Origin of the sequence: Arthrobacter sp. HS15c (assembly GCF_040812005.1) — a bacterium.
Taxonomy (GTDB): Bacteria; Actinomycetota; Actinomycetes; order Actinomycetales; family Micrococcaceae; genus Arthrobacter.
On sequence record NZ_JBFOHM010000007.1, the window covers coordinates 39,168 to 65,261 of the forward strand.

The 26,094-nt window shown below is 66.7% G+C and carries 18 protein-coding genes and 1 tRNA gene; 5 read left to right on the top strand and 14 right to left on the bottom strand.

The features are described 5' to 3' along the window. Positions 1-2: 2 nt before the first annotated feature. A complete protein-coding gene (gene mfd / locus ABV518_RS12750) occupies positions 3-3,683 on the bottom strand; it encodes a transcription-repair coupling factor (protein ID WP_367767458.1) in 3,681 nt (1,226 codons plus the stop codon). Between the two features lie 174 nt (positions 3,684-3,857). On the opposite strand from mfd, the gene ABV518_RS12755 reads away from it, so the two are divergent. The 4 genes from ABV518_RS12755 (at position 3,858) to nhaA (ending at position 7,526) form a co-directional block, all read left to right on the top strand. Next, a complete protein-coding gene (locus ABV518_RS12755) occupies positions 3,858-5,372 on the top strand; it encodes an SDR family oxidoreductase (RefSeq protein ID WP_367767459.1) in 1,515 nt (504 codons plus the stop codon). 47 nt (positions 5,373-5,419) lie between these two features. Further along, on the top strand, positions 5,420-5,917 hold the full coding sequence (locus ABV518_RS12760) for a DUF2505 domain-containing protein (protein WP_131132616.1): 498 nt from the start codon (positions 5,420-5,422) through the stop codon (positions 5,915-5,917). 4 nt (positions 5,918-5,921) lie between these two features. Continuing rightward, a complete protein-coding gene (locus ABV518_RS12765; protein WP_367767460.1) occupies positions 5,922-6,143 on the top strand; it encodes an SCO4848 family membrane protein in 222 nt (73 codons plus the stop codon). A gap of 69 nt (positions 6,144-6,212) precedes the next feature. After that, positions 6,213-7,526, top strand: a complete 1,314-nt coding sequence (gene nhaA, locus ABV518_RS12770) for a Na+/H+ antiporter NhaA (RefSeq protein ID WP_367767461.1) — start codon at positions 6,213-6,215, stop codon at positions 7,524-7,526. 31 nt (positions 7,527-7,557) lie between these two features. On the opposite strand, the gene sufU is transcribed toward nhaA, so the two are convergent. From sufU to ABV518_RS12815, 9 genes are all read right to left on the bottom strand, one after another. After that, the gene (gene sufU, locus ABV518_RS12775; RefSeq protein ID WP_367767462.1) at positions 7,558-8,007 is read right to left on the bottom strand and encodes a Fe-S cluster assembly sulfur transfer protein SufU; all 450 of its coding nucleotides are present in this window, start codon (positions 8,005-8,007) and stop codon (positions 7,558-7,560) included. 23 nt (positions 8,008-8,030) lie between these two features. Then, entirely contained in the window at positions 8,031-9,356 is a 1,326-nt protein-coding gene (locus tag ABV518_RS12780) for a SufS family cysteine desulfurase (protein ID WP_131132637.1), read from the bottom strand. A 474-nt stretch (positions 9,357-9,830) separates the two neighbouring features. Continuing rightward, entirely contained in the window at positions 9,831-12,575 is a 2,745-nt protein-coding gene (locus ABV518_RS12785) for a LuxR C-terminal-related transcriptional regulator (RefSeq protein ID WP_367767721.1), read from the bottom strand. Beyond that, positions 12,562-15,300, bottom strand: a complete 2,739-nt coding sequence (locus ABV518_RS12790; RefSeq protein ID WP_367767463.1) for a LuxR C-terminal-related transcriptional regulator — start codon at positions 15,298-15,300, stop codon at positions 12,562-12,564. The genes ABV518_RS12785 and ABV518_RS12790 overlap by 14 nt, the downstream gene beginning before the upstream one ends. A gap of 120 nt (positions 15,301-15,420) precedes the next feature. After that, a complete protein-coding gene (pth, locus tag ABV518_RS12795) occupies positions 15,421-16,011 on the bottom strand; it encodes an aminoacyl-tRNA hydrolase (RefSeq protein WP_367767464.1) in 591 nt (196 codons plus the stop codon). Positions 16,012-16,087: 76 nt separating this feature from the next. After that, positions 16,088-16,684 carry a 50S ribosomal protein L25/general stress protein Ctc gene (locus ABV518_RS12800; protein ID WP_367767465.1) on the bottom strand — a complete coding sequence of 199 codons (597 nt, stop codon included), beginning with the start codon at positions 16,682-16,684 and terminating at the stop codon, positions 16,088-16,090. Between the two features lie 271 nt (positions 16,685-16,955). Then, complete coding sequence (locus ABV518_RS12805; RefSeq protein ID WP_131132642.1) at positions 16,956-17,936, bottom strand: ribose-phosphate diphosphokinase; 981 nt, start codon at positions 17,934-17,936, stop codon at positions 16,956-16,958. Then, entirely contained in the window at positions 17,936-19,417 is a 1,482-nt protein-coding gene (glmU, locus tag ABV518_RS12810; protein ID WP_367767466.1) for a bifunctional UDP-N-acetylglucosamine diphosphorylase/glucosamine-1-phosphate N-acetyltransferase GlmU, read from the bottom strand. Before glmU ends, ABV518_RS12805 begins: the two co-directional genes overlap by 1 nt. 124 nt (positions 19,418-19,541) lie before the next feature. Beyond that, positions 19,542-19,613: transfer RNA gene (locus ABV518_RS12815), tRNA-Gln, on the bottom strand. A 124-nt stretch (positions 19,614-19,737) separates the two neighbouring features. Between ABV518_RS12815 and ABV518_RS12820 the strand changes: the two genes are divergently transcribed. Continuing rightward, on the top strand, positions 19,738-20,364 hold the full coding sequence (locus tag ABV518_RS12820; RefSeq protein ID WP_367767467.1) for a TetR/AcrR family transcriptional regulator: 627 nt from the start codon (positions 19,738-19,740) through the stop codon (positions 20,362-20,364). A 583-nt stretch (positions 20,365-20,947) separates the two neighbouring features. On the opposite strand, the gene ABV518_RS12825 is transcribed toward ABV518_RS12820, so the two are convergent. The 4 genes from ABV518_RS12825 to ABV518_RS12840 all read right to left on the bottom strand — a co-directional run bounded on the left by ABV518_RS12825 (position 20,948) and on the right by ABV518_RS12840 (position 25,967). Next, the gene (locus ABV518_RS12825; RefSeq protein ID WP_367767468.1) at positions 20,948-22,774 is read right to left on the bottom strand and encodes an ABC-F family ATP-binding cassette domain-containing protein; all 1,827 of its coding nucleotides are present in this window, start codon (positions 22,772-22,774) and stop codon (positions 20,948-20,950) included. Between the two features lie 36 nt (positions 22,775-22,810). Then, the gene (locus tag ABV518_RS12830; protein WP_367767469.1) at positions 22,811-23,773 is read right to left on the bottom strand and encodes a 4-(cytidine 5'-diphospho)-2-C-methyl-D-erythritol kinase; all 963 of its coding nucleotides are present in this window, start codon (positions 23,771-23,773) and stop codon (positions 22,811-22,813) included. Beyond that, positions 23,770-24,642 carry a 16S rRNA (adenine(1518)-N(6)/adenine(1519)-N(6))-dimethyltransferase RsmA gene (rsmA, locus tag ABV518_RS12835; RefSeq protein WP_367767470.1) on the bottom strand — a complete coding sequence of 291 codons (873 nt, stop codon included), beginning with the start codon at positions 24,640-24,642 and terminating at the stop codon, positions 23,770-23,772. The genes ABV518_RS12830 and rsmA overlap by 4 nt, the downstream gene beginning before the upstream one ends. A 167-nt stretch (positions 24,643-24,809) precedes the next feature. After that, entirely contained in the window at positions 24,810-25,967 is a 1,158-nt protein-coding gene (locus tag ABV518_RS12840; RefSeq protein ID WP_367767471.1) for a transglycosylase family protein, read from the bottom strand. Positions 25,968-26,094 lie beyond the last annotated feature (127 nt).

Here is a 26,094-nt window from a genome sequence, read left to right on the forward strand (position 1 = left end):
GTCTATCCCACCGCCAGCGGTGCGTCGGAGAAAATGTTCCGGATAACGCCGTTGGCCCATTCCAGGATTTCGGCGTCCTGCAGGTCCCGGCCACCGATCCTGGCGGTCTTCGGCTTCGGAATGAGGACGGCATCCAGGGCAGGCTTGGGCTGCGATCCTGGGTACATCCGCGTCAGCCGCATGACCTTGGACTCCGGCAGCTGCGCCGGCGAGAACTTAATGAAGTTCCCCTGCAGCGCGACGTCGGAGAGCCCGGCCTCGCGGGCGCCCACCCGGAAGCGGGCCACGGCGATCAGGTTCTGGACCGGCAGCGGGGGTTCCCCGTAGCGGTCCACCAGTTCCGCCAGGACTTCTTCGATGGCTTCGTTCGTCAGCGCCGAAGCCAGCTTGCGGTAGGCCTCCAGGCGCAGCCGCTCCCCCGGTACGTAGTCGTGCGGCAGGTGGGCGTTCACCGGCAGCTCGATCTTCATCTCGGCGGCCTTTTCCTCGGCGTCGCCGCGGTAGTCTGCCACGGCCTCGCCCACCAGGCGGATGTACAGGTCGAAGCCCACGCCCTGGATGTGGCCGGACTGTTCCCCGCCCAGCAGGTTGCCGGCGCCGCGGATTTCGAGGTCCTTCATGGCAAGCTGCATGCCGGCACCGAGCTCGTTGTGCGTGGCCACGGCCTTGAGCCGCTCCAGCGCCACCTCGCCCAGCGGCTTCTCCGACGGGTACAGGAAATAGGCGTACGCACGCTCGCGGCCGCGGCCCACCCGGCCACGGAGCTGGTGAAGCTGGGACAGGCCGTATTTATCGGCGCCGTCCACAATCAGGGTGTTCGCGTTGGAGATGTCCAGGCCGGTTTCGATGATGGTGGTGCACACCAGCACGTCGAACCGCTTTTCCCAGAAGTCCACAATGATCTGTTCCAGCCGGCTCTCGGACATCTGCCCGTGCGCCACCTCGACCCGCGCTTCCGGCACAAGTTCCCGGACCTTCGCGGCCGTCCGCTCAATCGTAGACACCCGGTTGTGCACGAGGAACACCTGGCCTTCGCGCATCAGCTCACGGCGGATGGCCGCCGAGGTCTGCTTGTCCGTGTACGGGCCCACGTAGGTGAGCACCGGGTGGCGTTCCTCCGGCGGCGTGGCCAGCGTGGAGGTTTCCCGGATGCCGGTCAGCGACATCTCCAGGGTCCGCGGAATCGGGGTGGCGCTCATGGCCAGCACGTCCACGTTGGTGCGCATCTTCTTCAGCGCTTCCTTGTGCTCCACACCGAAACGCTGTTCCTCGTCCACGATCACCAGGCCCAGGTCCTTGAACGCGAAGTCCTTGGACAGCAGCCGGTGCGTGCCGATGACAACGTCCACGGACCCGCTCTTGACGCCCTCCACGGTCTCCTTGGTTTCCTTGGTCCCCTGGAAGCGCGACAGGGCCTTGACCCGCAGGGGGAAACCGGAGAACCGCTCGGTGAACGTTTCGTAGTGCTGCTGGGCCAGCAGGGTGGTGGGCACCAGGATCGCCACCTGCTTCCCGTCCTGGACCGCCTTGAACGCGGCCCGCACGGCGATCTCGGTCTTGCCGTAGCCCACGTCGCCGGACACCAGGCGGTCCATGGGGATCTCCCGCTCCATGTCCGCCTTGACCTCGTTGATGGTGGTCAGCTGGTCCGGCGTCTCCACGTACGGGAAGGCCTCTTCCAGCTCACGCTGCCACGGGGTATCCGGCCCGAAGGCGTGGCCCTTTGAGGCCATCCGTGCGGAGTAGAGCCGGATGAGTTCGCCGGCGATCTCCTTGACGGCCTTGCGTGCCTTGGACTTGGTGCTGGCCCAGTCGGAGCCGCCCATCTTGCTGAGCACGGGGGTGTCGCCGCCGACGTAGCGGGTCACCTGGTCCAGCTGGTCGGTGGGGACAAACAGCCGGTCCCCGGGAGCGCCGCGCTTGGACGGGGCGTATTCCAGGACCAGATATTCGCGGACGCCGTCCCCGCCGCCGGCCACTTTCCGCTGGATGAGTTCAATGAAGCGACCAATGCCGTGCTGTTCGTGCACCACGGAATCGCCGGTGACCAGTTGCAACGGGTCCACGGCGTTCCGCCGCTTGGATGGCATGCGCCGCATGTCCTTCGTGGACCCGGCGGAGGTCCGGCCCAGGAGGTCGGCTTCGGTCAGCAGGCCCAGTTTGAGGCTGTCCAGGACAAAACCGCGTCCGACGGCGGCAGTGGTCACCTCGATGATGCCCGCCTGGGGTTCCTGGTCCAGGGTGTCCACCCTGGCGCAGGGGATGTCGGCGTCGTGGAACAGTTCCGCCAGGCGCTGCGCCGGTCCCGGCCCTTCGGTGGCCACCACGATGCGCCACTGGTTCCGGACGTGCGAGCCGATGAAGTCCATCATTTCGGCCACATCGCCCTGGTAGCCGCGCGGTTCCCGGGCGTGCAGGTTCAGGACGTCGATCTCCGGAAGCAGTTCCTCGTCGGTGGCCAGGGACGTAATGGACCACCAGGAGACGCTGTGCTCCAGCGCGGAGCTGCGGGTCTCGGCCAGCGAGCGGAAGCTGGCGGAGTGCAGCGCGGCCGACGCCTGCGAGGTCAGATCCAGGGGCGCGGTGCCGCCGTCGGACGCCGTGGACCATGCCGCTTCAAGGAATTCCTCGTTCGTGGCGGCGAGGTCGTGGGCGCGGGTGCGGACCTTTTCCGGTTCGATGACCACGGAGATGGAGCCGGCGGGCAGCTGGTCCACGAACGGGACCATCGCGTCCACGAGTACCGGAGCCAGGGATTCCATGCCTTCGACGGCGATGCCGCCGGCGATCTTCTCCAGCATGTCCGCGGCGGCGGGCAGCTGCGGTTTCAGGGTGGCCGCCCGTGACATCACCGAGGGCGTGATCAGGATTTCGCGGCAGGGCGGGGCATGCAGGACGGTGGGGTGGTGCAGGCCGGGTGAGGACAGCGAGCGCTGGTCTGCGACGGCGAACCATCGCATCTGGTCCACTTCGTCGCCGAAGAATTCCACCCGGATGGGGTGGTCCTCCGTCGGCGGGAAGACGTCGATGATTCCGCCGCGGACGGCAAACTCGCCACGGTGGGTCACCATGTCCACCCTCGCGTAGGCGGCGTCGGCGAGGCGCCGCACCACGTCGGAGAACGGAATGTCCTGGCCCACCGTCAGGGTGACCGGGACCAGTTCACCCAATCCGGCCACGATGGGCTGGACCACGGCGCGCACCGGCGCCACCACCACGCGCAGCGGGCCCGCCGTCGACTTTTCGGGGTGCGCCAGCCTGCGCAGGACTGACAGCCTGCGGCCCACGGTGTCCGACCGCGGCGAGAGGCGCTCGTGCGGCAGGGTTTCCCAGCTGGGGAACTCGGCCACCGCGTCGGCGGGGAGGTAGGCGCGCAGGGCTGCCGTCAGGTCCTCTGCTTCGCGCCCCGTCGCGGTGACTGCCAGCACCACTGCCGGGATCCCGCCGTCGGGCGTTCCTTCCTCAGCGCCGGCGGCGGCCAGGCCGTCCGCCATCTCTGCCAGCAGGACCGCACGCAGGCCTGCCGGCGCGCTGATCTGGTAGTCCTGGCCGCGGACGTCGAATCCCCTGGCCGCCTCTGCCTGGACCCGGGCGAAGGTCTGGTCCCCGGCCAGGACACGGCGCAGTCCGTCAAGCGACGGGCCGGGATGGGAGGTACCGGTGCGGGAGGCGCTCGGGCTCATGGCAGAAACTCCTGTGGTGTTCAACGGATCGCAGGCAACACGAAAGCCCGAAATTCGCTTCGAATCCCGGGTAATCCCAGCCTACCCCCGCGGCACGGGAGATTAGGCTTTCAGGACCAGGGCCGTCCGAACACCCCGCCGCTCCGAATCGCAGTATGACAAGAAGGAGTCAACATGACCGGCACAACCGAGACACCCCAGCCCGGCGCAGCCAAAACTGTCCTGGTGACAGGCGCCACCGGATACATCGGCGGCCGCCTGGTGCCGCGGCTCCTGGAGGCTGGCCACACCGTGAAGGTCCTGGTCCGGACACCCGCCAAGATCGCCGGTGTGCCGTGGCTCGGGGACGTCGAAGTGGTCCAGAGCAGCCTCGACGACGGCGACGCGCTGGGGGCTGCGCTGGCCGGCGTTGACGTGCTGTACTACCTGGTCCATTCCATGGCTGCCGGGGCCGGCTTCGAGTCCAAGGAAAAAGCCATGGCCGAAACCGCCGCCCGGGCGGCCGCAGGCGCAGGGGTTCACCGGATCGTTTACCTGGGCGGCCTGCACCCGTCCAACGTGGAGCTGTCCACCCACATGCGCTCCCGGGAGGCCGTGGGAAAGGTGTTCCTGGACAGCCCCGTGGACGCCGTGGTCTTCCAGGCCGGAGTGGTGATCGGTTCCGGATCCGCCTCGTTCGAAATGATCCGGCACCTGTCCGAAGCCCTCCCGCTGATGCCGGCACCGAGCTGGGTCCGCAACAGGATCGAAGCCATCGCCGTCCGGGACGTGCTGCATTACCTGGTGGGCGCCGCCAACCTGCAGGGGCCCATCAACCGCACCTTCGACATCGGCTGCCGGCAGGTGCTCAGCTACGCGGGCATGATGAAGGAGTACGCCGCCGAAGCCGGCCTGCCGCACCGCCTGGTGCTCGCCCTGCCCATCCCGGCTCCAAAGCTCGCCGGCATGTGGGTGGCCCTCACCACTCCCATTCCGTTGTCTATGTCGCTGCCGCTCGTCCAGTCCCTGCAGCACGACGCCGTGTCCCGGGAACACGACATCGATTCCGTCATTCCCGCCCCTGAGGGCGGCCTGACTCCGTACCGGCGGGCGGTGGCCCTGGCCCTGGGCAAGGAGCGTGACGGCCAGGTGGAGACCACCTGGGCGAACGCCGGAGCCGACGCCGATCCCCTGCCCAGTGATCCGGACTGGGCGGGCCACACAGTCTTCGTGGACGAACGGACCTTCCACGGGGACGTCGACCCCGCCCACGTGTGGACCATCATCGAAGGCATCGGAGGCCGGAACGGCTGGTATTCGCTGCCGATGGCATGGCAGGTACGGGGCTGGCTGGACAAGCTCACCGGCGGCGCCGGGCTCCTGCGGGGACGACGGCACCCCGGCAACCTGGCCTCCGGCGAAGTGGTGGACTGGTGGCGCGTGGAACGGATTGAGCGCGGAAAACTGCTGCGCCTTCGCGCCGAGATGCGCGCCCCCGGACGCGCCTGGCTGGAGCTGTCCGTCGAGCCGGACGGCACGGGCAGCCGCTACCGGCAGCGGGCCATTTTCTTCCCCAAGGGCCTCAGCGGAAGGCTCTACTGGCTGGCCGTTTTGCCCTTCCACAGCCTCATATTTCCGGCGATGTCGCGCAATATCACAGCCGCCGCCCAGAAACTTGCCAGTGCGGAAGAGGCGCCGCGGACCCCGTAGGATGTGGGGAGCAAAAAGCGTTCTGACCCCACATCCCTGGAGGACCCATGGCACTGAGTGCAACCACCACCCTTCCGCACGCCGTCGACACCGTCGCTGCAGTTTTCATCAACGAGGACTTCCAGCGGCACACCAGTGAATTCGTTGGCGGCACCCTGGAGTCGTTCGCGGTGGACGGCGATACCGCCGGCGCCTTCAGCACCACGTCGGTCCGCACCCTGCCCACCACCCGGCTGCCGGAGATTGCCCGCAAGTTCGTGGGTGACAAGCTCACGGTCACGCAGGTGGAAAACTGGGACGCCCCTGCCGCCGACGGCTCGCGCCAGAGCAACATCACGCTGAAGATCGCCGGCGCTCCCCTCGACGTGACGGCAGTCCAGCGGCTCGTTGCAGAGGGCGGCAGCACCCGCGTGGAGCTGGAAGGAAACGTCACATCCTCCGTCCCGTTCCTGGGCGGCAAGATCGCCGACGCAGCCGAGCCCATGGTGGCCAAGGCCCTGAACATCCAGTCACAGCAGGCCCAGGCCTGGCTGGAAAGCCACTAAGGCAATGCAACTCCCCGTGTTTGCGGCCATTCTGCTGGTCATCGCCGGCGTCTGGTCCCTCGCGGTTTGGCCGCAGTTCCTGCGCCGGGTGATGAAGGATCCCCGGGCGCGGGACGCTGCAGGCAAGGCCACGAAGTTCCTGACGGTCCACCTCGTGCTCGTTAGCATCTCCATGGTGCTGGGAGCTGCCACTGCCGTGATCGGGGTTATGGCACTGCTCGGCTAGACTGGTCGGAGGTGCGCCGGGAAGTCTGGTCGGCAACACATTTGTCGACCCCTTGACCAGGAGCCAGCCATGGCAAAGCGCCCTTCCCGACCAGCCCTCGCCGCGAGGGTCCTCAGCCGCTCGAGCTATCCCGAATACCTGCGGATCTCCGAAATCCTCAGGCTGGAGACAGTCGGCGGAGCCCTCCTCCTGGTGGCCACGGCCGCGGCCCTCATCTGGGCCAACTCGCCGGCGGCTGACGGGTACTTCGCGCTGAGGGACCTCAAGATCGGCTACGAGCCCTGGCACCTGCAGCTCTCCCTGGGGCATTGGGCGTCGGACGGGCTCCTGGCCATCTTCTTTTTCATTGCCGGCCTGGAACTCAAACGGGAGTTTGTCTCCGGTGAACTGCGCAAGGTGTCCAAAGCAGTGGTCCCCGTGGCGGCGGCCGTGGGCGGCGTCGCAGTTCCCGCCGTGGTCTACACGCTGCTGAACCTGGGCCAGGGTGCGGAAAGCCTGCGTGGCTGGGCGATTCCCACCGCCACGGATATTGCGTTCGCCCTGGCGGTGCTGGCAGTGATCAACACCCACCTGCCGGCCGCCCTCCGGACGTTCCTGCTGACGTTGGCGGTGGTGGATGACCTGCTGGCGATCGGCATCATCGCCTTCTTCTACTCGTCCGGATTGCAGCCCATGCTGTTGCTGGCCGCTTTGGTCCCGCTGGGCCTGTTCACGCTGCTCGTCCAGAACAGGGTCCGCAGCTGGTACTTGCTCCTCCCCCTTGCAGCGGCCACATGGGCGCTCGTCCACGCTTCAGGCATCCACGCCACCGTGGCCGGGGTGTTGCTTGGCTTCGCGGTCCCCGTCCTGGCATCGCGGAAACGCGGCGAAACCGGACCCGGAATGGCTGAATCCCTGGAACACCGCCTCCGCCCGCTCTCGGCAGGTTTTGCCGTTCCCGTCTTTGCGTTCTTCTCGGCCGGAGTGGCCCTTGGCGGGTTCGTCGGTTTCCGGTCGGCGTTGGCGGACCCAGTGGCCCTGGGAATCGTCGCGGCGCTGGTGGTCGGAAAGACCGTGGGCGTCTTTGGCACAACGTTCCTGGTGACCAAAACAACGCGGGCAAAGCTCGACGAAGGCCTCGCCTGGATCGACGTGGCAGGCCTGGCGCTGTTGGCCGGGGTGGGGTTCACGGTGTCGCTGCTGATCGCCGAGCTGAGTTTCGGTGCCGGCTCCGCGCATGATGACCACGCGAAGGTGGCCATCCTGACCGGTTCACTGGTTGCGGCGCTGCTCGCCACAGTGGTCCTCCGGCTGCGTAACCGGCACTACCGCACCGTGGAGGAAGCGGAACAGCGCGACGCTGACGGCGACGGCGTCCCGGACCTTTTCGAGCGCACATCCTGACAGCCGCAGGCCGGGACCGGCCCTCCCGGTCTTAGGCTGCCTGGTTGAGGGCGTCCTCGGCTGCTACCCAGGAAATCATGGCGCACTTGACCCGCGCGGCGTAACGGGCGACTCCCTCGAACGCAGCGGCGTCGCCCAGGATTTCAGGATCGGCATGGATTTTGCCGCGGGACCGCAGGACTTCGCGGAAGTTGTCGATGATCGCGTGGAGTTCAGCTACGGACAGCCCTTCGGCCAGCTCGCTCAGGACTGAGGCTGAGGCCATGGAGATGGAACACCCTTCCCCGTCCCAGGAAATCTGTGCGACCTTGCCGTCCTCCACCGCCACGCGAAGGGTGACTTCGTCGCCGCAGACAGGATTGAGCTGGTGCGACTGCCCGGTGGACGCCCCTTCGGGCGCAGCTACGCCGGCCAGGCCGCTGCCGTACCGGACTTTGGAATGGTCGAGGATGATTTGCTGGTACAGCTGGTCCAGGCTCATGTCGTATACCTTTGGTGTTTGCGCTAGACGCGGAAGTAGGACCGGACTCCGGCTACGGATTCCAGGAACGCGTCGACGTCGTCGGTGGTGTTGTACAGGTAGGCGCTGGCCCGTGTGGTGGCGGTCAGTCCCAGGCGGCGGTGCAGCGGCTGGGCGCAATGGTGCCCCACCCGGACAGCGATGCCCTGCGAATCGAGGAACTGGCCGACGTCGTGGGCGTGCACGCCGTCAACGGCGAAGGCCGCGAGGCCGATCCTTTCCAGCCCTGCGGCGGGGCCAAGGACCCGTATCCCGGGAATGCTTTCCAGCCCGGCAACCATGCGCTGTCCGAGTTCCGACTCCCAGCGGTGGACCCGCTCAAGGCCCGTTTCGGTGAGGTAGTTCGCCGCGGCCGCCAGGGCAACCGCCTGGGAGATCCGCTGCGTGCCGGCTTCAAACCGCTGCGGAGCCGGCAGGTACTCTGCCCGCTCCATGGTGACGGTGGTGATCATGGAGCCACCGGTGAGGAACGGCGGCAGGATGTCCAGGATCTCCTGTTTGCCGTACAGGACGCCGATTCCGGTGGGTGCAAGCATCTTGTGGCCGGAGAAGACCGCGAAATCCACGTCCAGCGCTTTGACGTCCAAGGGCAGATGCGGGGCGGACTGGCACGCGTCCAGGACCACCAGGGCTCCGGCCTTCCGGCCCAGCTCCACCAGTTCCTGAACGGGGTTGATGGTGCCCAGTACGTTCGACGCGTGGGTAAAGGCGAGGACCTTGGTCCGCTTTCCCAGGATCTCGGCCGCCTGGTCCATCCGCAGGCTGCCTGCGTCGTCGATGGGGATGTAGCGGAGCGTGGCGCCGGTCCGGAAGGCAAGTTCCTGCCAGGGGATCAGGTTGGCGTGGTGCTCCATTTCGGTGACCACGATCTGGTCGCCCGGGCCCACTGCGAGATCCTTGAGCCCGGCATCGCCGCGGCCCTGTGCAGCCCACAGCGCAGCGTTGGAGAGCGCGTAGCTGACCAGGTTGAGGCCTTCGGTGGCGTTGGAAGTCCATACCGTTTCGGAGTAGTCAGCTCCGATGAAGTCGGCCACGGTCTGGCGGGCGTCTTCGAAGACTTCGGTGGCTTCCACGGCAAGAAAGTGTGCGCCGCGGTGCACCGCGGCGTTCCGCTGCTCATAGAATTCCTGCTCCGCCTCGATGACGCTGACGGGGTTCTGCGAGGTGGCTCCGGAATCGAGGTAGACCAGCGGACGGCCGTTGACCAGCTGGCCAAGGACCGGGAAGTCGTTCCGTATCCGCAGCACTTCGGCGTTGTCCATGGCCGGCAAAGCCCGTTCCAGCGTGGCTGGGGTTGTTACTACGGCCAACACTCACTCCTTGAGATGTCAATGGATGACACTCAATTGTCCCACAGCACGGCTGTGGCGGCGCCCCTGGGGGCAGCCGCCACAGTCGTTCCGGGCTTCAGCCGGAGAGTGGAGGGCCGGCGACGGCTGGGGGGAGAGCCTCGGTCTCAGAAGACTCTGACGTCGCCGGCCCCGTCTCGGTCCGGCCCCTGCGGGCCGGAAGTTGTAGTGCGAAGAGGCCGTATTTTGGTCTGTCCGCAGGGTCTGCGGCCTTCTTTCGGACCGCTTCTTCCTGCTTGTACTAGTTAATCGCGCCGGGCCGCCCGGAACACGAGTAGGGGGTACTCGACTTTCCGGTGCCGTGGGTACGGGTTACGCGCTGCTGATACGCGTATTTGGGAGCTAACCACCTAGGTGCACCCGGGGGCACTGGAAAATCCCGGCGGCGGCCCCTGCGAGGTGGCTTACCGGACGGGATTTTCTCTTAGCAGGTGCCTATTTTGGCAGGGCCGATGCCAGCTCGTCGCGGCTGCGGACGCCCAGTTTGACGTAGGTGCGGTACAGGTGCCCCTCCACGGTGCGAACTGAGACCATCAGGCGTTGGGCGATCTCCCGGTCGGTGAGGCCCTGGACGGCCAGTTCCACGATGTCCTGCTCGCGGCGGGTCAGATGCACAGCGGGCGCCGCGGCGATGAAGTGTCCCTCGCGGAACCGTTCGCCCAGCTCATGGTCGCATTTCTCGCGCAGTGCTATTGCCTGCCGGGACCGCCGCCGCTCACCGGACTCTTCCAGGAGCGTGCTCGCCCTGGCGTAAGCCTCCCTGGCAAGGTTGACGAATCCGGCCGCCTCGAGGTTCGCGGCTGTGTCCATCAGCGCATCGGCGTCCGCGGTTTCCCAGTCCCCCGCCAGAGTCAGCATGGCTGCAGCCCAACGGCCCTCGACGTTACCGGCGAGCGCCCGCACCAGCGGGATGACGGAGTGGTCGCCAAGGTCCCAGCAGATGGCCAGGAACTCGAGGTGCATCCCTTCCCGGACTAAGATTTCGGTGGTGGTGGCAAGGGTATGGATGGATGCCAGGCCCTTACCGTCACGGGCCACGTACTCCGCGGCCGCGGCCGCGTAGGCCTTGGCCAGGAGCTCGTTCGCGGGTGCGCCAGGGGTTGAGTCCTTGTAATCCAGCTCCAGCCGCCTGGCCTGGGCGGCGTCGCCGAGCCTTGCCGCGACGTAGAAGCCCAGCGATGAACCAAACCGGAACAGTTGGAGGGGATCGTTGAGCCTGAGGGCCTCGACGGCCGGCAGGAGCATCTGGTACGCGCGCTCAATCCGGCCCTGCCGCAGCAGCGAGTAACCCCTGAGGAGCTGGAGACCGCCCCCGAAGCATGCGGCTCCGGCGGCCTGCTCCATCGCGTAATTGGCCATCTCCCGCTCAGCGGATTCCCATTCGCCCAAGGCCAGGTAGTCCGTGACGAGGCGTCCCAGGACAAATTCGTTGAAAAAGAACACACCGTCCCGAAGCAACGGAAGTTCGGAGGCAGCCAGGAGCGCGGCGTCCAGGCCCTGGACCCCGCATCCCGCCGCCGAGAGCGCATGGGAGGACAGCGCCAGTCCGACGGCACGGAGGGCGTCATCCACCGGTTCCCCGAGGTTGCGGCTCCTGATGTCCTGGACGTCCGCGGCCAGGGACTCATAGTCGCCGGCCTCACCCAGTTCCAAGAGGTCAAGCATCTGGTCCTGCCAGGGCCTGGACGCCTGCATTGCAGGGGAATCACCGGGCGTGCCGGATCCGGCGTCGTCCGGGTCCGCAGGGGACCCGGTCAGGTCTTCGAGGCGTCCGGCCTGGCGCAGGAGCTCCCGGGATTCGGCGGCGATTGCGTCCATTGACTGTCCCAGGGCCTGATGCGCCGCCGTACGCAGCAGCAGGACGTGGGCTGCCTCGGCACTGTCTTCCAGCTCCAGCCAGCACCCGTCCAGGATCCGGGCCGCTTCGGAATAGTGGGCCTCGTTGAACAGCGCCCGTGCCTGGATGGCGCGGGCGTGGGGTGCGAGGATCGGATCCTGCACCCTTGCGGCCATCATCCGGGCGCTGGCGTTCCGGTATCCGGTGATGGCAGTTGCTGCTGCCTCAAGCAGTTCATCGTCAGCCACCCGCAGTCCACATTCCAGCGCCCATTCGGCCGAACGCAGCCGGCCATCCGCGCTTGACGGTGGCGCCTCCTGCTGGGCGCGGAGCTTTTCAAGGAGCTGCAGACTCCGTGAGACGGACACGTTTTTCCTCACGGCATCACCGATGACGCCGTTCCACATCCTCAGCACAGCAGGGCTGCCGGAACCCTCCACCACCGTTTGCTGGTCCAGCAGGGAACGGACAAGTTCCGCCCCGCAGATATCCTCGATCACTTTGCGGCTCACGGGCTCGGCCAGGGCAACCAGCTTCAGGGCTTCCTGCTCTTCTGGCCGGCGCCGGAGGAGGTCCTTGGACACCACGGCCGTCAATTTGGCGCCGTCGGAAGGAAGCGGCCCGAGCAGCATCCAGATGCCGTTCCGCTTGGCGAGGATCCCCTGCTCCGCGGCGTCGTGCAGCAGGGCATCGAGGATCCTGGGGTTTCCCCCTGAGGCGCTCCAGATCGAGTCCACAGTCCCGGCAGGGACGGTGCCGTCCAGGACATGGGCAAGGACTTCTTCGATCTGCTCCCGATTAAGCGGCCGCAGGTCCACCCGGTCCGCCAGGCCGTCGTACCAGAGCTGGTCGAGCGGCTGCGGCAACCCGGGGCGGGGCCTGCCGGCCGCCACCACGCTCGCCCAGCCGGCCGAGATCATGTCCGCGACAATGCCTGCACTGGCATCATCAAGGTGATGGGCGTCGTCGACCACCAGCAGCAGCGGCGTGTCCTTGCCGTCCTTGAGCTTCTCGAAATACGTCCACACGGACCTGAGGACGGCTACCGGGGAGACCGAGTCCTCGGCCGTCAGCTCCGCCGTGTAGGGAGTCAGGACACCAAAGGGGACTCCGGCCAGGGATGAGCTGCCATGGATGCGCAGGACGATCATCTCCGGGGACAGTCGCTCGGTGATGGCTTCGGCCAGCGCTGACTTTCCGATGCCGGGTCCGGCCATCAGGAAGACGGCCTGGCTGGTCCGGCTGCGGATGATGTTGCAGATCCGGTCCAGCGGCTCGCGGCGCCCAGTAAGGAAGCGATAGGCCGAGCCGGGCCTTGGTGCGTGGCCGTTAGACGAGTCCAGTCAGATCACCCCTGGAAGTTACACCGAGTTTGGTGAAGACCTGGTACAGGTGGCCTTCAACGGTACGGACCGAGACGCCCATCTCAAGCGCGATGTCCCGGTTTGACGCTCCCCTGCCGGCCAGCCGTGCAATCTGCCGCTCCCTGCTGGTCAGCAGGGGGCTGCCGCTGCTCGGCACAATCGGAAGATTGGCGACAGTGGCAGCCAGTATATCCAGCCGCGCCTGCGCAGTCCTGGCCGACACGGAGTCACCGGCCTGCCGGGCGTAGTCCACGGCAAGCGCCATGCACCGGGCTTCGACCGCGTCCAGTTCCAGCGTGGCCGCCAGCTCGCCGCCGGCGAGAAGCGTCTTGGCGTCCTTGGTCCTGCTGCCCACCGCTATCAGGCGGGCGATCTCCGCCAGTGGACCCTGCCGCTGCCCCGCAACCTGTTCCAGGAGCCTGAAGTCGGCTTCGGTGCCATTGACGGTGGCTCCCAGGAGGCTGATACCGGCGACTGTGAACCGTCCCGCGTCAATGTTGCGGCGCGCGGAGTCCTTGAGCCGGGACACGGCGTCATTCTCTCCCAGCCACCGGCCGGCCATGTCGGCGCAAAATTCAATGATGGAGCCGGTCAGGAAGTCGCAGGGGCCCGCGGAGCGCTGGACCTTCTCCAGGTACCTGCGGGACTGGCCGGCGTTCCCGATCTGGGCGTAGGCCAGCGCGGTTGCGGCGTAGGCCGAACGCAGGGAGCTCTGCACGGGCCGGAGCTCCAGCTGGGCCGCGGCGGACAGCAGCGGGTCAAGGGCTGCGGCTCCCCTGCCGGAGTATACGTAAGCGATGCCAGCGGCCAGCTCAGTGGCGGCGCTCCGGTACGGGAGCCGGTGAGCGTCCCGCGACTCCGGCGGGTCCAGGAGGTCGATGCAGCGGCGCCACTGCCCGGCCGTCAGCAGGACGGCATAGGCGCGGCTGGTGTATTCCTCGCGCAGGCCCACGATCTGGGCGGCATCCGAAATCTGCCCGCCGAGGGTCCGCATCAGGCTCAGCGCGTCCATTTCGCGGCCGGTCAGCGACAGCGCCGTCATCAGGATGATGGCAGCCTTCATCCTGAACGAGACGTCCGGGTTGCGGGCGGCATTGGAAGCAGCTTCGAGGGCGGGGATCATGGACGCGAAGTCGCCCACAAAGGCTTTGTATTCAAATTCACTGAGGCTGATGCGGTTGGCGGCCACAGCCAGCGGTGCAGGCCAGCCTTTCGCCAGCTCCGGGCCCACGCCCAGCCGCGTCCTGGCCTCCTCAAGCATCTCCGGGACCCTGGCCGTAAGTTCCGGCAGCCACACCATGACCGTGGACTTGGCGGCCACCACCTGGGCGTATTCATCGGCATCCAGGCCGTCCAGCTGCGGCCGCGTGATGTCATCGAGGGCGGCCATGGCCTGGATCGGCAGGTCCAGCAGGAGGTAAGCCGCGGCTTTTTGCCGCTGTCCAGAAACCCACTGGGGGTCGTTCCTCGTCAGCGTCTCGGCGTACGTGAGGGCGGAATGCGGATCAAACAGCTGGACGGACGCTTCCGCGGCGGCCAATGCCATGGCGGGGCTGAGTTCGGCCTCGCACTCACGCGTCCATGCCGCGAAAGCCATCAGCTCTTCAACGGTCATGGAGGCAGGATCAGGTTCCTTGCCGTCCAGGAGCTGGGCGCGGAGCTCCCGGCGCCGGGCGATACTCAGCCATGAGCGGACGACGTCGCCAAGGTACTTTTCCCGGAGCGAGACCCAGCGGCTGTCCGAGCCGTCGATATCAAGCAGGCCCGCGTCCTCCATGTCGGCGACAATCCCTGCACCGAAGATCGATGTGAGGCGGGACAGGTCCACGCTGCGGGCGCAGGAGAGCATTTCGATGACGTCCCGGGTCTCCGGGGTTTTCCTCGCCCACCGGGAACGTACGATGTCATCCAGGCTCGCCGCGCCGTCGAGCACCACCTTGTCACGCAGGGTCCATACGGAATCCGACAACACGAGGTTCCCGGACAGCTGCTGCTCCGTCACCAGGGCCTTCAACAGCAGCGGATTGCCGCCCACCATGCTGTGGTAGATGCTGACAAGGGACGCGGAAACGCGGTGCCCCAGCATGGTCAGCAGCACCTGGCGGGTCTGCAGTTCGTTCAGGTTGTCCAGCCTGACTTCGGTCAGGCGGCGCTCGGTGAGCAGCCAATGGAAGTCTGCGGGCAGGTCGCTGCTCCTGGGCGCGACGGCGACGATCCTGGCAGTGCCGGTCAGGAGGACGTTCAGGAGGACACCGGCGCTCATGTCGTCAATGCTGCCGGCGGTGTCCAGCGTAATGACGCACGGCCGGCCGGCAGCGTCACTCCTGATCAGGGACGTGATGCCCCGCAGGATGGCGGTGGGGGAACCCATGTACGCCTGGGGAAGCCGTGCCAGCAGGAAGGACAGGCAGCCGTACGGGGTCTTCGAGGCGGGGTGCCCGCTGCGCAGCTGGAGGGCCCAGACATCCGGGCCGAGTTCGGAAACGGCGGTCCGGGCCAGAGAGGACTTGCCCACTCCCCGGCCGCCGGTGATGATGACGCCCAGCGAGTCCTTGCTGGTCAGGGCTGCGCGCACGGCTTCGAGGTTGGCACTCCTGGCAGGTACCGACCATCGCTGGTGTTCGGTCTGAACAGCCGTGTCCGTTTGCAACTCAACGTCGTTGAGCGTTGACCCACGTCCCCAGCTGAGTGGCTCGATTGACATGAACTTATCCCCTAGATCCCGCTCTAGCGGGGATAAAGCCCCATCGCTCCCCCGCTTAGGAAGAAGACTACCCCGAGGTGCTGACTACTAGACAGCAAACTGGGGATTAAGTTTTTTTTGCTACAGCGGGGACTTCGCCGGGTGGAACTTCTGCTGCGCCGCCGTCAGTCCTTCCCTGACCAGCATGTCCACTGCATCTGCCGCTTCGTCCAGCAGGAAGGGCAGTTCTTTTCGTTCGGCTGTACCGAAATCGCGGAGCACATAATCGGCGGTGTCCATCCGGCCCGGGGGCCGCCCTACCCCCACGCGGACCCGGAGGTAATCCTTCGTGGAGAGGGCCTTGGACATGTCGCGCAACCCGTTGTGGCCGCCTTCTCCACCGCCGGACTTCAATTTGACTGTATTGAAGGGGATGTCGATCTCGTCGTGCACCGCCACCACGTGGTCCGGTTCAATGCCGTAGAAGTTTGCCAAGGCGGCGACGGGGCCGCCGGAGACATTCATGTAGCTCATGGGCTTGGCCAGCACAACGCGGGGGCCACCGATTCCCAGGCGGCCTTCGAGCACCTGGGCCCGGGCCTTATTCGTTTTGAAGCTGCCGCCGATCCGGCCGGCCAGTTCGTCCAGGACCATCTGGCCTACATTGTGCCTGTTGCCTTTGTATTCGGTCCCGGGATTCCCGAGGCCAACGATCAGCCACGTGTCAGTCATGCGTCAATCCTAAAGTGGGAAAACGGCAGTGGCCGGATCCCCGCGGGGATCCGGCCACCCAAAGTACGGTCCGAAATTACTCGGCTGCGGCCTCGGAAGATCCAGCGGCGCCCTCGGAGGCTTCTTCGTCAGAGACCTCGGTGGCCTCGGAGATGTTGACAACCAGCGCGTCGGCGTCGGCCAGCAGGACAGCGCCCTTCGGCAGGACGAGGTCGGAAGCGTGGATGTGCTCGCCGGCGCTGCGGCCTTCGATGCTCACCTCGACGGCGGTGGGCAGGTGGGTTGCCTCGGCTTCGAGGGAGATGACGGTGAGTTCCTGGTTGAAGACGTTGCCCGGAGCAAGTTCGCCAACAACGTGCACGGGGATGTCAACGGTGACCTTTTCGCCCTTGCGGACGGTCAACAGGTCGATGTGCTCGATGATCTGCTTGATGGGGTCGCGCTGGACGTCCTTGACGAGGGCCAGGTGGCCTTCGCCGTTGATGTCCAGGGACAGCAGGGCGTTGGCGGTGCGGACAGCCAGGGTGGTGGCCTTGGCCGGCAGGGTGATGTGGATCGGCTCTGCGCCGTGGCCGTAGATGACGGCGGGGATCTGGCCGGCCATGCGGGCGCGGCGGGCAAAGCCCTTGCCGAATTCGGTGCGGACTTCTGCTGCGAGCTTCTGCTCAGACATGTGTTTCTCCTTGAAGACTAAACGGTGTTCAGCAAGGGCGGAGGTCTGTTGCGACCTTCAACGCCGGGCGGCCCGTGGGCGGCCCTTCAAGAAGGGAGGTTCAGACCCAGTCGATAACGGAGACCTGCACGCCGGTTTCCCGGGATGCTCTCCCTCGCCAAGGTTTCGTTGAACAGCTTACCAGCGTCAGGGCCGGTAACTGAAAACGCGGCGGCCGGGCCGGCGGAAATCCGCAGGCCCAGCCGCCGCGCTCATGCTCAACCGCCAGGAATCAGGCGTTGCCGTCGAACAGGCTGGTGACCGATCCGTCGTCGAACACTTCGCGGATGGCGCGTGCGATCAGCGGTGCGATGGACAGCACAGTCAGCTGCGGGAAGCGCTTGTCGGCGGGGATGGGCAGGGTGTCCGTGACCACCACTTCGCGGGCACCTGACTCGGACAGCCTGCGGGCCGCAGGATCGGAGAAGACGGCGTGGGTCGCCGCGATGATGACATCCTTGGCGCCGGCGTTCTTGAGCACCTGGACTGCACCGGAAATGGTTCCGCCGGTGTCGATCATGTCGTCGATCAGGACGCAGGTGCGGCCCTCGATCTGGCCCACGACGGTCTTGGACACGGCCTGGTTCGGAACGGTCAGGTCGCGGCTCTTGTGCACGAACGCCAGCGGTGCGCCGCCGAGGCGTTCGGCCCACTGCTCGGCCACCCGGACGCGGCCGGTGTCCGGGGACACCACGGTGATGTTGTCCGCGGCGACCCGGGTGCGGATGTAGTCGGCCAGCAGCGGGATGGCCATGAGGTGGTCCACGGGGCCGTCGAAGAAGCCCTGGATCTGGGAGGTGTGCAGGTCAACGCTCATGATGCGGTCGGCACCGGCCGTTTTGTAGAGGTCGGCCACCAGGCGGGCGGAAATGGGCTCGCGGCCGCGGCCCTTCTTGTCCTGCCTGGAGTAGGGGTAGAAAGGCGAGACCACGGTGATGCGCTTGGCGGATGCCCGCTTCAGCGAATCGATCATGATCAGCTGTTCCATGAGGTGGTTGTTCAGCGGTGCCGGGTGCGCCTGGATGACGAAGGCGTCGGTGCCCCGGACGCTCTCGCCGGCGCGGACGTAGATTTCCCCGTTGGCGAAGTCGTACGCGTCGATGGGGAGCAGCTCTGTGCCCAGCTCCTTGGCGATCTCCCGGGCAAGCTCCGGGTGTGCCCGCCCGGCGGCCAGCACCAGCTTCTTCTCGCCGCGCGCCGTAATTTCGCTCATTATTGCTTGCCCTCTTCTGTAGGTGCCTGGGTACTTGAGGAATCTGCGGTGGCCGCCTGGGCCAGTTCGGCGGAGCGCGTGCCGGGCCGGTTGGCCAGGACCCAGCCTTCGGAGTTCCGCTGCTCGGCGAGTGACACCACCAGCGCACCCGCCGGGACGTCCTTGCGGATCACGGCGCCGGCGCCGCTGTAGGCGCCGTCGCCCACGGTGACGGGCGCGACAAACACAGTATTGGACCCTGTGCGGACGCCGGACCCGATGACTGTGCGGTGCTTCTTCTCGCCGTCGTAGTTGGCCGTGATGTTGCCGCACCCGATGTTGGTGTCCTCGCCGATTTCGGCGTCACCGGCGTAACCCAGGTGGGAGAGCTTGGAGCCGCGGCCGATCGTGACGTTCTTGGTTTCGTAGAACGCACCGATCTTGCCGGTCTCACCAAGGACGGTGCCGGGGCGGAGGTAGGTGAAAGGCCCGACGGCGGCGTCCGCACCGATGACGGCCCCCGAACCGTGCGTCCGGGTCACTTTCGCCCCCGCGCCGATGCGGACATCGGTCAGTGTGGTGTCCGGGCCGACGACGGCGTCCCGGGCCACGGTGGTGTCGCCGTGCAGCTGTGTGTTGGGCAGGATCCTGACGTCCTCGTCCAGCGTGACGGTGGAATCGATCCAGGTGGTGGCAGGATCAACCACGGTGACACCTGCCCGCATCCATGCTTCAACCGTCCTGCGGTTCAGTTCCGCCCCCAGTGCCGAGAGCTGGACACGGTCGTTGGCGCCCTCCACCTGCCAGCGGTCCTCAGTAACGACGGCGGCAACCCGACCGCCCGCCTGCCGGGCCAGGCCCAGCACGTCGGTGAGGTACTTCTCACCCTGGGAGTTGTCGGTGGTGACGTGGACCAGCGCGTTACGGAGGACGGCCGCGTCGAAAGCGTAGATGCCTGAATTGACTTCGCGGATGAGGCGCTCAGCCTCGGTGGCGTCCTTGTGTTCGCGGATGCCGGTGACGGTCCCGTCGTCCCCGCGGAGGATCCGGCCGTAGCCGGTTGCGTCCGCCAGCACGGCTGTCAGGACGGTCACTGCGTTGGCTTCACGCTCATGGGTGGCCACGAGTTCGGCGAGCAGGGTGCCGGTCAGCAGCGGAACATCGCCATAGGTGACGACGACGGTACCGGATAGCTCCTGGTGTGCGTCCAGGGCCTGGAGCGCGACTTCGACAGCGCGGCCGGTGCCCGGGATCTCGTCCTGGTCAACGATGACGGCGTCGGGGTCCAGTTCCACGAGGTGTTTGGCCACAAGGTCACGTTCGTGCCGGACCACCAGGGCCAACTGCCGGGGGTGGATGCTGCGGGCAGCCAGCAGGGCGTGCCCCACCATGGAGAGGCCGCCGATTTCGTGGAGGATCTTGGGGGTACGGGATTTCATCCGGGTACCGGCGCCTGCTGCCAGAACTATGACGGCGGCTGGACCGGTAGTCTCGGGGATCACGTACGGGCTCTCCTTGCTTGTTGGCGCGGTGCTTGTGTGCGCCGTGCGCTGGGCGCGATGCCGGCCGGGCCAGCGGCCTGGTGCGGCACCGAGTTCATCCTACTGGACGGTCATCGCACAGCAGTTCCGCCCATAGGATTCGAACCTATACTCCACGGCTCCAAAGGCCGGGGTGCTGCCATTACACCAGGGCGGACCATGCCGCCGGCACAAGGCCCGGGCACAAGTATTTATTTTGCCATGGGTTCGGGGCCCGATGCGACATCGGCCGGAATCTGCCCGTATCAAGGGGCTTCCCGCCGGTAGGGCATGATGGAAATGTGAGCAACAACCCTCCCCGGACACGGATGACAGGCCTGCAGCGGCGCAGCCAGCTGATCGAAGTGGGCCGGGGCCTCTTCGCCATCCGGGGGCTCGACGGGACCACCATTGAGGAAATCGCCGCCTGCGCCGGCGTCTCCAAGCCGGTCATCTACGAGCACTTCGGTTCCAAAGAGGGCCTGTACACCCAGGTGGTGGACTTCGAGTTCCGCATCCTGCTCGATTCGATCAACAGCGCCCTCACCGAAGAAGCCAAGCCCCGCATCCTGGTGGAGCGCGCCGCCCTGGCCCTGCTGACCTACATCGAGGACCGCACCGACGGTTTCCGCATCCTGATGCGGGACGCCCCGCCGTCGCAGCCGGAAGGCGCCTTTTCTACCCTGCTGTCCCACGTGACCGCCCGGGTGGAACACATCCTCTCCGACGAATTCGACCGCCGCGGCTTCAGCTCCGAGGACGGCGCCATGTACGCCCAGATGCTCGTGGGCATGGTGGCCATGACCGGCCAATGGTGGCAGGACAGCCGCCAGCCCGACAAGCACACCGTAGCCGCGCATCTGGTCAACCTCGCCTGGAACGGCCTGACGGGCCTCAAGAAGGACCCGGAACTGACGAGCGAGGCTTAGGTTTTCATGCCCGCGTGGTCGTCCGCGGCGCAGGCGCCATTCGCTGGCGTCCTTGGTCACCTTCGCGGCGCAGGCGCCATTCGCTGGCGTCCTTGGTCACCTTCGCGGCGCAGGCGCCCTTCGCCGTCGCTTAGACACGGGCCATAGGGGCTCCAACGGTCGCTAGGCGACCTTATGGGCCCGATGGCCCGCGATGCGCGACTACGCGAAGGCCCCCTGCCCCGCTACTGCCGACGGCTCCGTTCGGGCGCCCTACACGAGTACCCCCTGCCGAACGTTCCGCGCGGGTTGCCCACTGTTCCAGGCCGGAAGGTGACGTGCTTTGTCGGGAGGCGGGCCTTCGGTAGGTGACGTCCGCTCGCCGGAGGCGGTCCTTCGGAAAGGAGCGCATCGCGGCGCGTCAGGGCATGGAGGTCGCCCGCGACCGGAATGTCCTCTACGCGTCGTGTCTAAGCGACGCCGAAGGGCCGGCTCCGGCACCCAAGGCGTGCGGAGCCCCTCAGGGCCGGCTCCGGCACCCAAGGCGTGCGGAGCCCCAGGGCCTGCTCCGGCACCCAAGGCGCGCGGACGCCGAAACCCTGGGCTACTCGCCAAGGACTTCCAGGGCTTCGAGCCATTCGAGTTCTAACGCTTCGCGTTCCCCGGCGAGGTCCTTGAGCTTTTTGTTTTGCTCGGCCAGGGCGTCGAAGTCGTTGTCGTTGGTGCTTTTGACCATCTGGTCGTGGAGCTTCTTTTCCTGCTGCTCGAGTTTGCCCAGCTGGCGTTCGATGCGGTTCTTGGCCTTGCGGGCGTCGCGCTTTTCGGCTTCGGAGGCACCGGTCGCTGCGGGGGCGGAGCTGCCACTCGGACCGGTGACGGGGTTGCCGCCGCCGGTGATGGTGGAGCCGGCCAGGGCGGATTCGCGGAGCTCCAGGTACTGGTCCACGCCCCGCGGCAGGGCGCGGATCTTGCCGTCGCCCAGGAGCGCCATCTGGTGGTCGGTCACGCGCTCCAGCAGGTAGCGGTCGTGGCTCACCACAACGAGGGTGCCCGGCCAGCCGTCGAGGACATCCTCGACGGCGGCGAGGGTGTCGGTGTCGAGGTCGTTCGTGGGCTCATCGAGCATCAGCACGTTCGGCTCCCCCACCAGCAGGCGCAGGAGCTGGAGGCGCCGGCGCTCACCGCCGGAGAGGTCCTTCACGGGGGTCCACTGCTTTTCGTTGGTGAAGCCAAGCTGCTCGACGAGCTGGCCGGCGGTGAACTCCTTGCCGCCGACGTTGAAGGACCGCTTCTCGCGCTCGATCACTTCGATGACGCGGAGGTCCTTGACGTCGTCGAGCTCTTTGACCTCCTGGGTCAGCACGGCGGTGACAACCGTCTTGCCGCGCTTGAGCTTGCCGGAGGACGGCTCAATTTCTCCGTTGAGGAGCTTCAGCAGGGTGGTCTTGCCGGCGCCGTTGACGCCCACCAGGCCCAGCCGCTCACCCGGGGCAAGCCGGAGCGTGATGTTGTCGAAGAGTTTCTGGCCTTCGTCACCGCCGAGGAAGTCCAGGGAGACGTGCTCAAGGTCCAGCACGTCCTTGCCAAGGCGCGCCGTGGCCATTTTGCTCAATGCCGTCGAGTCGCGCGGCTCCGGGACATCGGCAATGAGTGCGTTGGCTGCCTCGATCCGGAACTTGGGCTTGGCCGTGCGTGCCGGGGCGCCGCGGCGCAGCCATGCCAGCTCCTTCTTCACCAGCTGCTGGCGCTTGCTTTCCATCACGTTGGCGGAGCGGTCACGTTCGGCCCGGGCCAGGACGTAGGCTGCGTAGCCGCCGTCGAACGGGTCCATGATGCCGTCGTGGATTTCCCAGGTCTTGGTGCAGACTTCGTCGAGGAACCAGCGGTCGTGGGTGACCACGAGGAAAGCGCCCTGGTTGGCGCGCCAGCGGGTCTTCAGGTGCCGGGACAGCCATGCGACGCCTTCGACGTCGAGGTGGTTGGTGGGCTCGTCGAGCATGATGACGTCGTGGTCTTCGATGAGCAGCTTGGCGAGGGCAACGCGGCGCTTTTGCCCGCCGGAGAGGGCATGGACGTTGGCGTGCCAGTCGACGTCGGACACCAGCCCGCCCATGACCTCGCGGATCTGCGGGTTCCGCGCCCATTCGTAGTCCGCCTGGTCCCCGACGATGGCGGCACCGACCGTGAGGTCGCCGTCGAGCACGTCACTCTGGTCCAGGTATCCGATGTTGACTTCGCTGCGCTTGGTCACCCGGCCGGAATCCGGGGTGGAGCGCATGGCCAGCAGCCGCATCAGCGTGGATTTGCCGTCACCGTTCCGGCCCACCATGCCGATCCGGTCACCCTCTTCCAGTCCGAGGGTGATGCCGTCAAGGACGGTGCGCGTCGCGTACGAAACCGTGAGGTTTTCGCCGCCAAGAAGGTGTGCCAAGGGGACTGCTTTCTACTGCTAAATACGAAAGGGGCTCTAAAGGAGGGTATCGGAGATGATGCGGGCACCGGGCACTGGCCCGTGCACAGCCCAGGCTGTCAGCCCATGGTGCAGCAGGTCCTCGGCAAGGCTTTCGGCCGCCGTCGGGCTGTGCGCCAGCAGTGCCACCGTGGGCCCTGAGCCTGAGACGATGCCCGCGATGGCGCCAAGTGATTCGCCCATCCCCAGCGTGCTGCGGAGGTCGGGAGCCAGTTCGATGGAGGCACGCTGGAGGTCGTTGACCAGGACCCGGCTCAACGCTTCGGCGTCACCGCTCCGCAGTGCCTGCAGGATCTTGGGATCGACGCCGGCAGGCTCGGCGGCGACGAGGCCCTCGGCATCGCGGAGCCGGTCCAGGGTGCGGTAGACCTCGGGGGTGGACAGCCCATAGTCGGCCGCCACCAGGACCCAGTCAGTCTGGGCCTTGGCCAGTGCCGGCGACAGTTCGTCGCCCAGGCCCAGCCCTACGGCGGTCCCGCCGAGGAGGGAAAACGGCACGTCGGCGCCGAGCTCCGCCGCCAGGTGCGCCAGTTCCTCCCGCGAGAGTCCGCTGTTCCACAGTGCGTCGCAGGCCAGCAGCGTGGCGGCGGCGTCCGCAGAGCCGCCACCCATGCCACCGGCCACGGGAACCCGCTTGGTGATTTCGAGGTGGACCCCGGTGGCGTGCTCGGAGACGTCCGCCATGATGGCCGCGGCTTTGTACGCGAGGTTGTTACCGTCCAGGGGGATGTCCACGCCGTCGAGGTCAAGGGTGCTGTCCGGGCTGATGCTGACCGTGATGCCAGGGGTTTCCGTGCTTGTGGCGGCGACTTCCTCATAGAGCGACACTGCGAGGTATACGCTAGCCACCGAGTGGTAGCCATCCGGCCGGAGCGGGCCTACATCCAGGGAGACGTTGACCTTGCCCGGGGCCTTGACCCGGACGGTCCGGGCGGCGAACCGGCCTGCCCGGGCATTCACGCGGTGGCCTGGCGGGCTTCAGCGATCCGGGCGAAAGCCACGATGTCGATGACCTCGCCGCGGGCGGTGGGATCCACGCCGGCTGCCACGAGGCAACGTTCAGCCTCGGCGGCGCCGCCTGCCCAGCCTGCGAGGGCGGCCCGCAGCGTCTTCCGGCGCTGCGCGAATGCTGCGTCGATCACGGCGAAGACCTGTTCGCGCGTGGCAGTGGTGACGGGCTGCTCCCTGCGCGTGAACGCCACGAGCCCGGAATGGATCTTCGGCGCGGGCCAGAAGACGTTCATCCCGATCACCCCGGCTTTGCGCATGCTGCTGTACCAGGCCGCCTTGACCGACGGCACCCCGTAGGTCTTGGATCCGGGCCCGGCTGCCAGCCTGTCAGCCACCTCGTCCTGCACCATCACCAGGCCGTGCTGCAGGCTCGGGAAGTGCTGCAGGAGGTGGAGGACCACGGGCACGGCAACGTTATAAGGGAGGTTGGCCACCAGCGCCGTTGGTTCGACCGGCAGCGTGGTCACCTTCATCGCGTCGGCCTGGACCAGGTAAAAGTCGTCGGCAGCACCGGGCCGCCACTCGTTGACCGTATGGGGCAGCTTCGCCGCCAGGACCGGATCGATTTCGACGGCGACCACTGACTTTGCGGCGTCCAGCAGCCCGAGCGTCAGCGAGCCAAGGCCGGGACCGACCTCCAGGACTGTCTCCTCAGGGCCGATGTTGGCGGCAGATACGATCCTGCGGATGGTATTGCCGTCGATGACGAAATTCTGGCCAAGGGTCTTCGTGGGCCGGATTCCGATCTCCTCCGCCAGCCGGCGTATATCGGAGGCACCGAAGAGGGGTGCGGGCGCGGCGGGGCTCGGTTCAGTCACCTAGGTATCCTATCCCGGCAGGTGCAAATGCCACGCGGAGTTAACGGAAGCGGCCGGCCCCGGGAATCCGGGTCCGGCCGCTGCACGTGCTTGTTCGCCCTGTGCCCTGCGCGGCTGTGGTCAGCTGCCGCTGCAGGCTTGCCCGCGATGCGGGGCGGGCGATGATCCTAGCTGGTAGCCGCCCAGCCGCAGCCCCACGGCTGGAGGCCCCGCTGTGCGTAAACGCGGTTCGCGATGTCGATCTGCTGGGCCTTGGTGGCGAGGCTGGCGTTGGGGGCGTACGCGCCGCCGCCCGAACCGATCCACGTCCGGATGTCGAACTGGAGGCCGCCGTAGTAGCCGTTGCCTGAGTTGATGGACCAGTTGCCGCCCGATTCGCACTGGGCGATCTTGTCCCACATGGCTTCGTTCATCATGGCCGGCGCTGCTGCACCGGTGTTGGCGCCCGCCGTGGCGGTTGCTGCGGGCTTTGCCTTGGTGCCTACCGTGACCTGCTCCGTCACGGGCTGGACGGAAACGGTCTCGGAAACCAGGGTGCGTGAGGCTTCGCGGCCGTCAACCAGCACGAGCTTGAAGGTGCGCTCGACCTTTCCGGCAGCCCCGGCCTGGGTCACTTTTTTCTCACCCTTGAACAGGTCCGCGCTTTCGGAGGTCATGGTCTCGAACGCTACGTCTTCAGTGGTGGCCGCCGTCTGGCCGGTGTCCACCCGGGAAACCTTGACCACCATGTTGTTGACTACCAGGGCATTGCCGGGCTGTGAGGCCCGGTCGTTGACACCCAGGGTCACGCCGGCGTCCTCCAGGACAGCCTCCACCGTGGATGCGGTGGTGGTTGCCGTGGTGACTTTACCGTCGGCGACGATGCTCACGTTCTTGGGGGTGGTGATGGAAACGAATGATCCATCCACCGCCAACTGGGCGTCCTTCGGGACGGAAACGGACGACGAACTGGCCACACCGAGCTCGGTCACCAGCCCGGCGACATCCGGGGCGGTGGTGCTGACGGTCTTCTCAGAGCCGTCCAGGCTGACTTTCACGGCCTTGGCCATGTTCACATTGATAACGGTGCCGTTTTCCACGGTCGCGTCGGCTGACGGGGATACGCGGTCTGCGGGCTTCAGGTCCAGCTTTGCGCTTTTGACTACCTGGCCTACTGTGCCGCCGAAGGTCTGGACCGAAGTCACCTTGCCGTCGACGTTGAGCGTGATTGTTTTGTTATTCCCGACAAAGGCCACGAGCCCGACGACGAGTGCGCAGAGCACCAGCAGCTGGGTACCAACCTTGACGAAACTGAACTTGCCGTCAGATGTGAAAAGCTTGACCACGTTTGCCCGTAACTTTAGGACCGTCCGGGCACGGGGAAAAACGCAGTAAAACACCCGGCGCAGAACCCCTGAGGTCAGCTCCGGGCACCTTTGCGCCGCCACACTCCACTTGGCACTCATGCGGCAT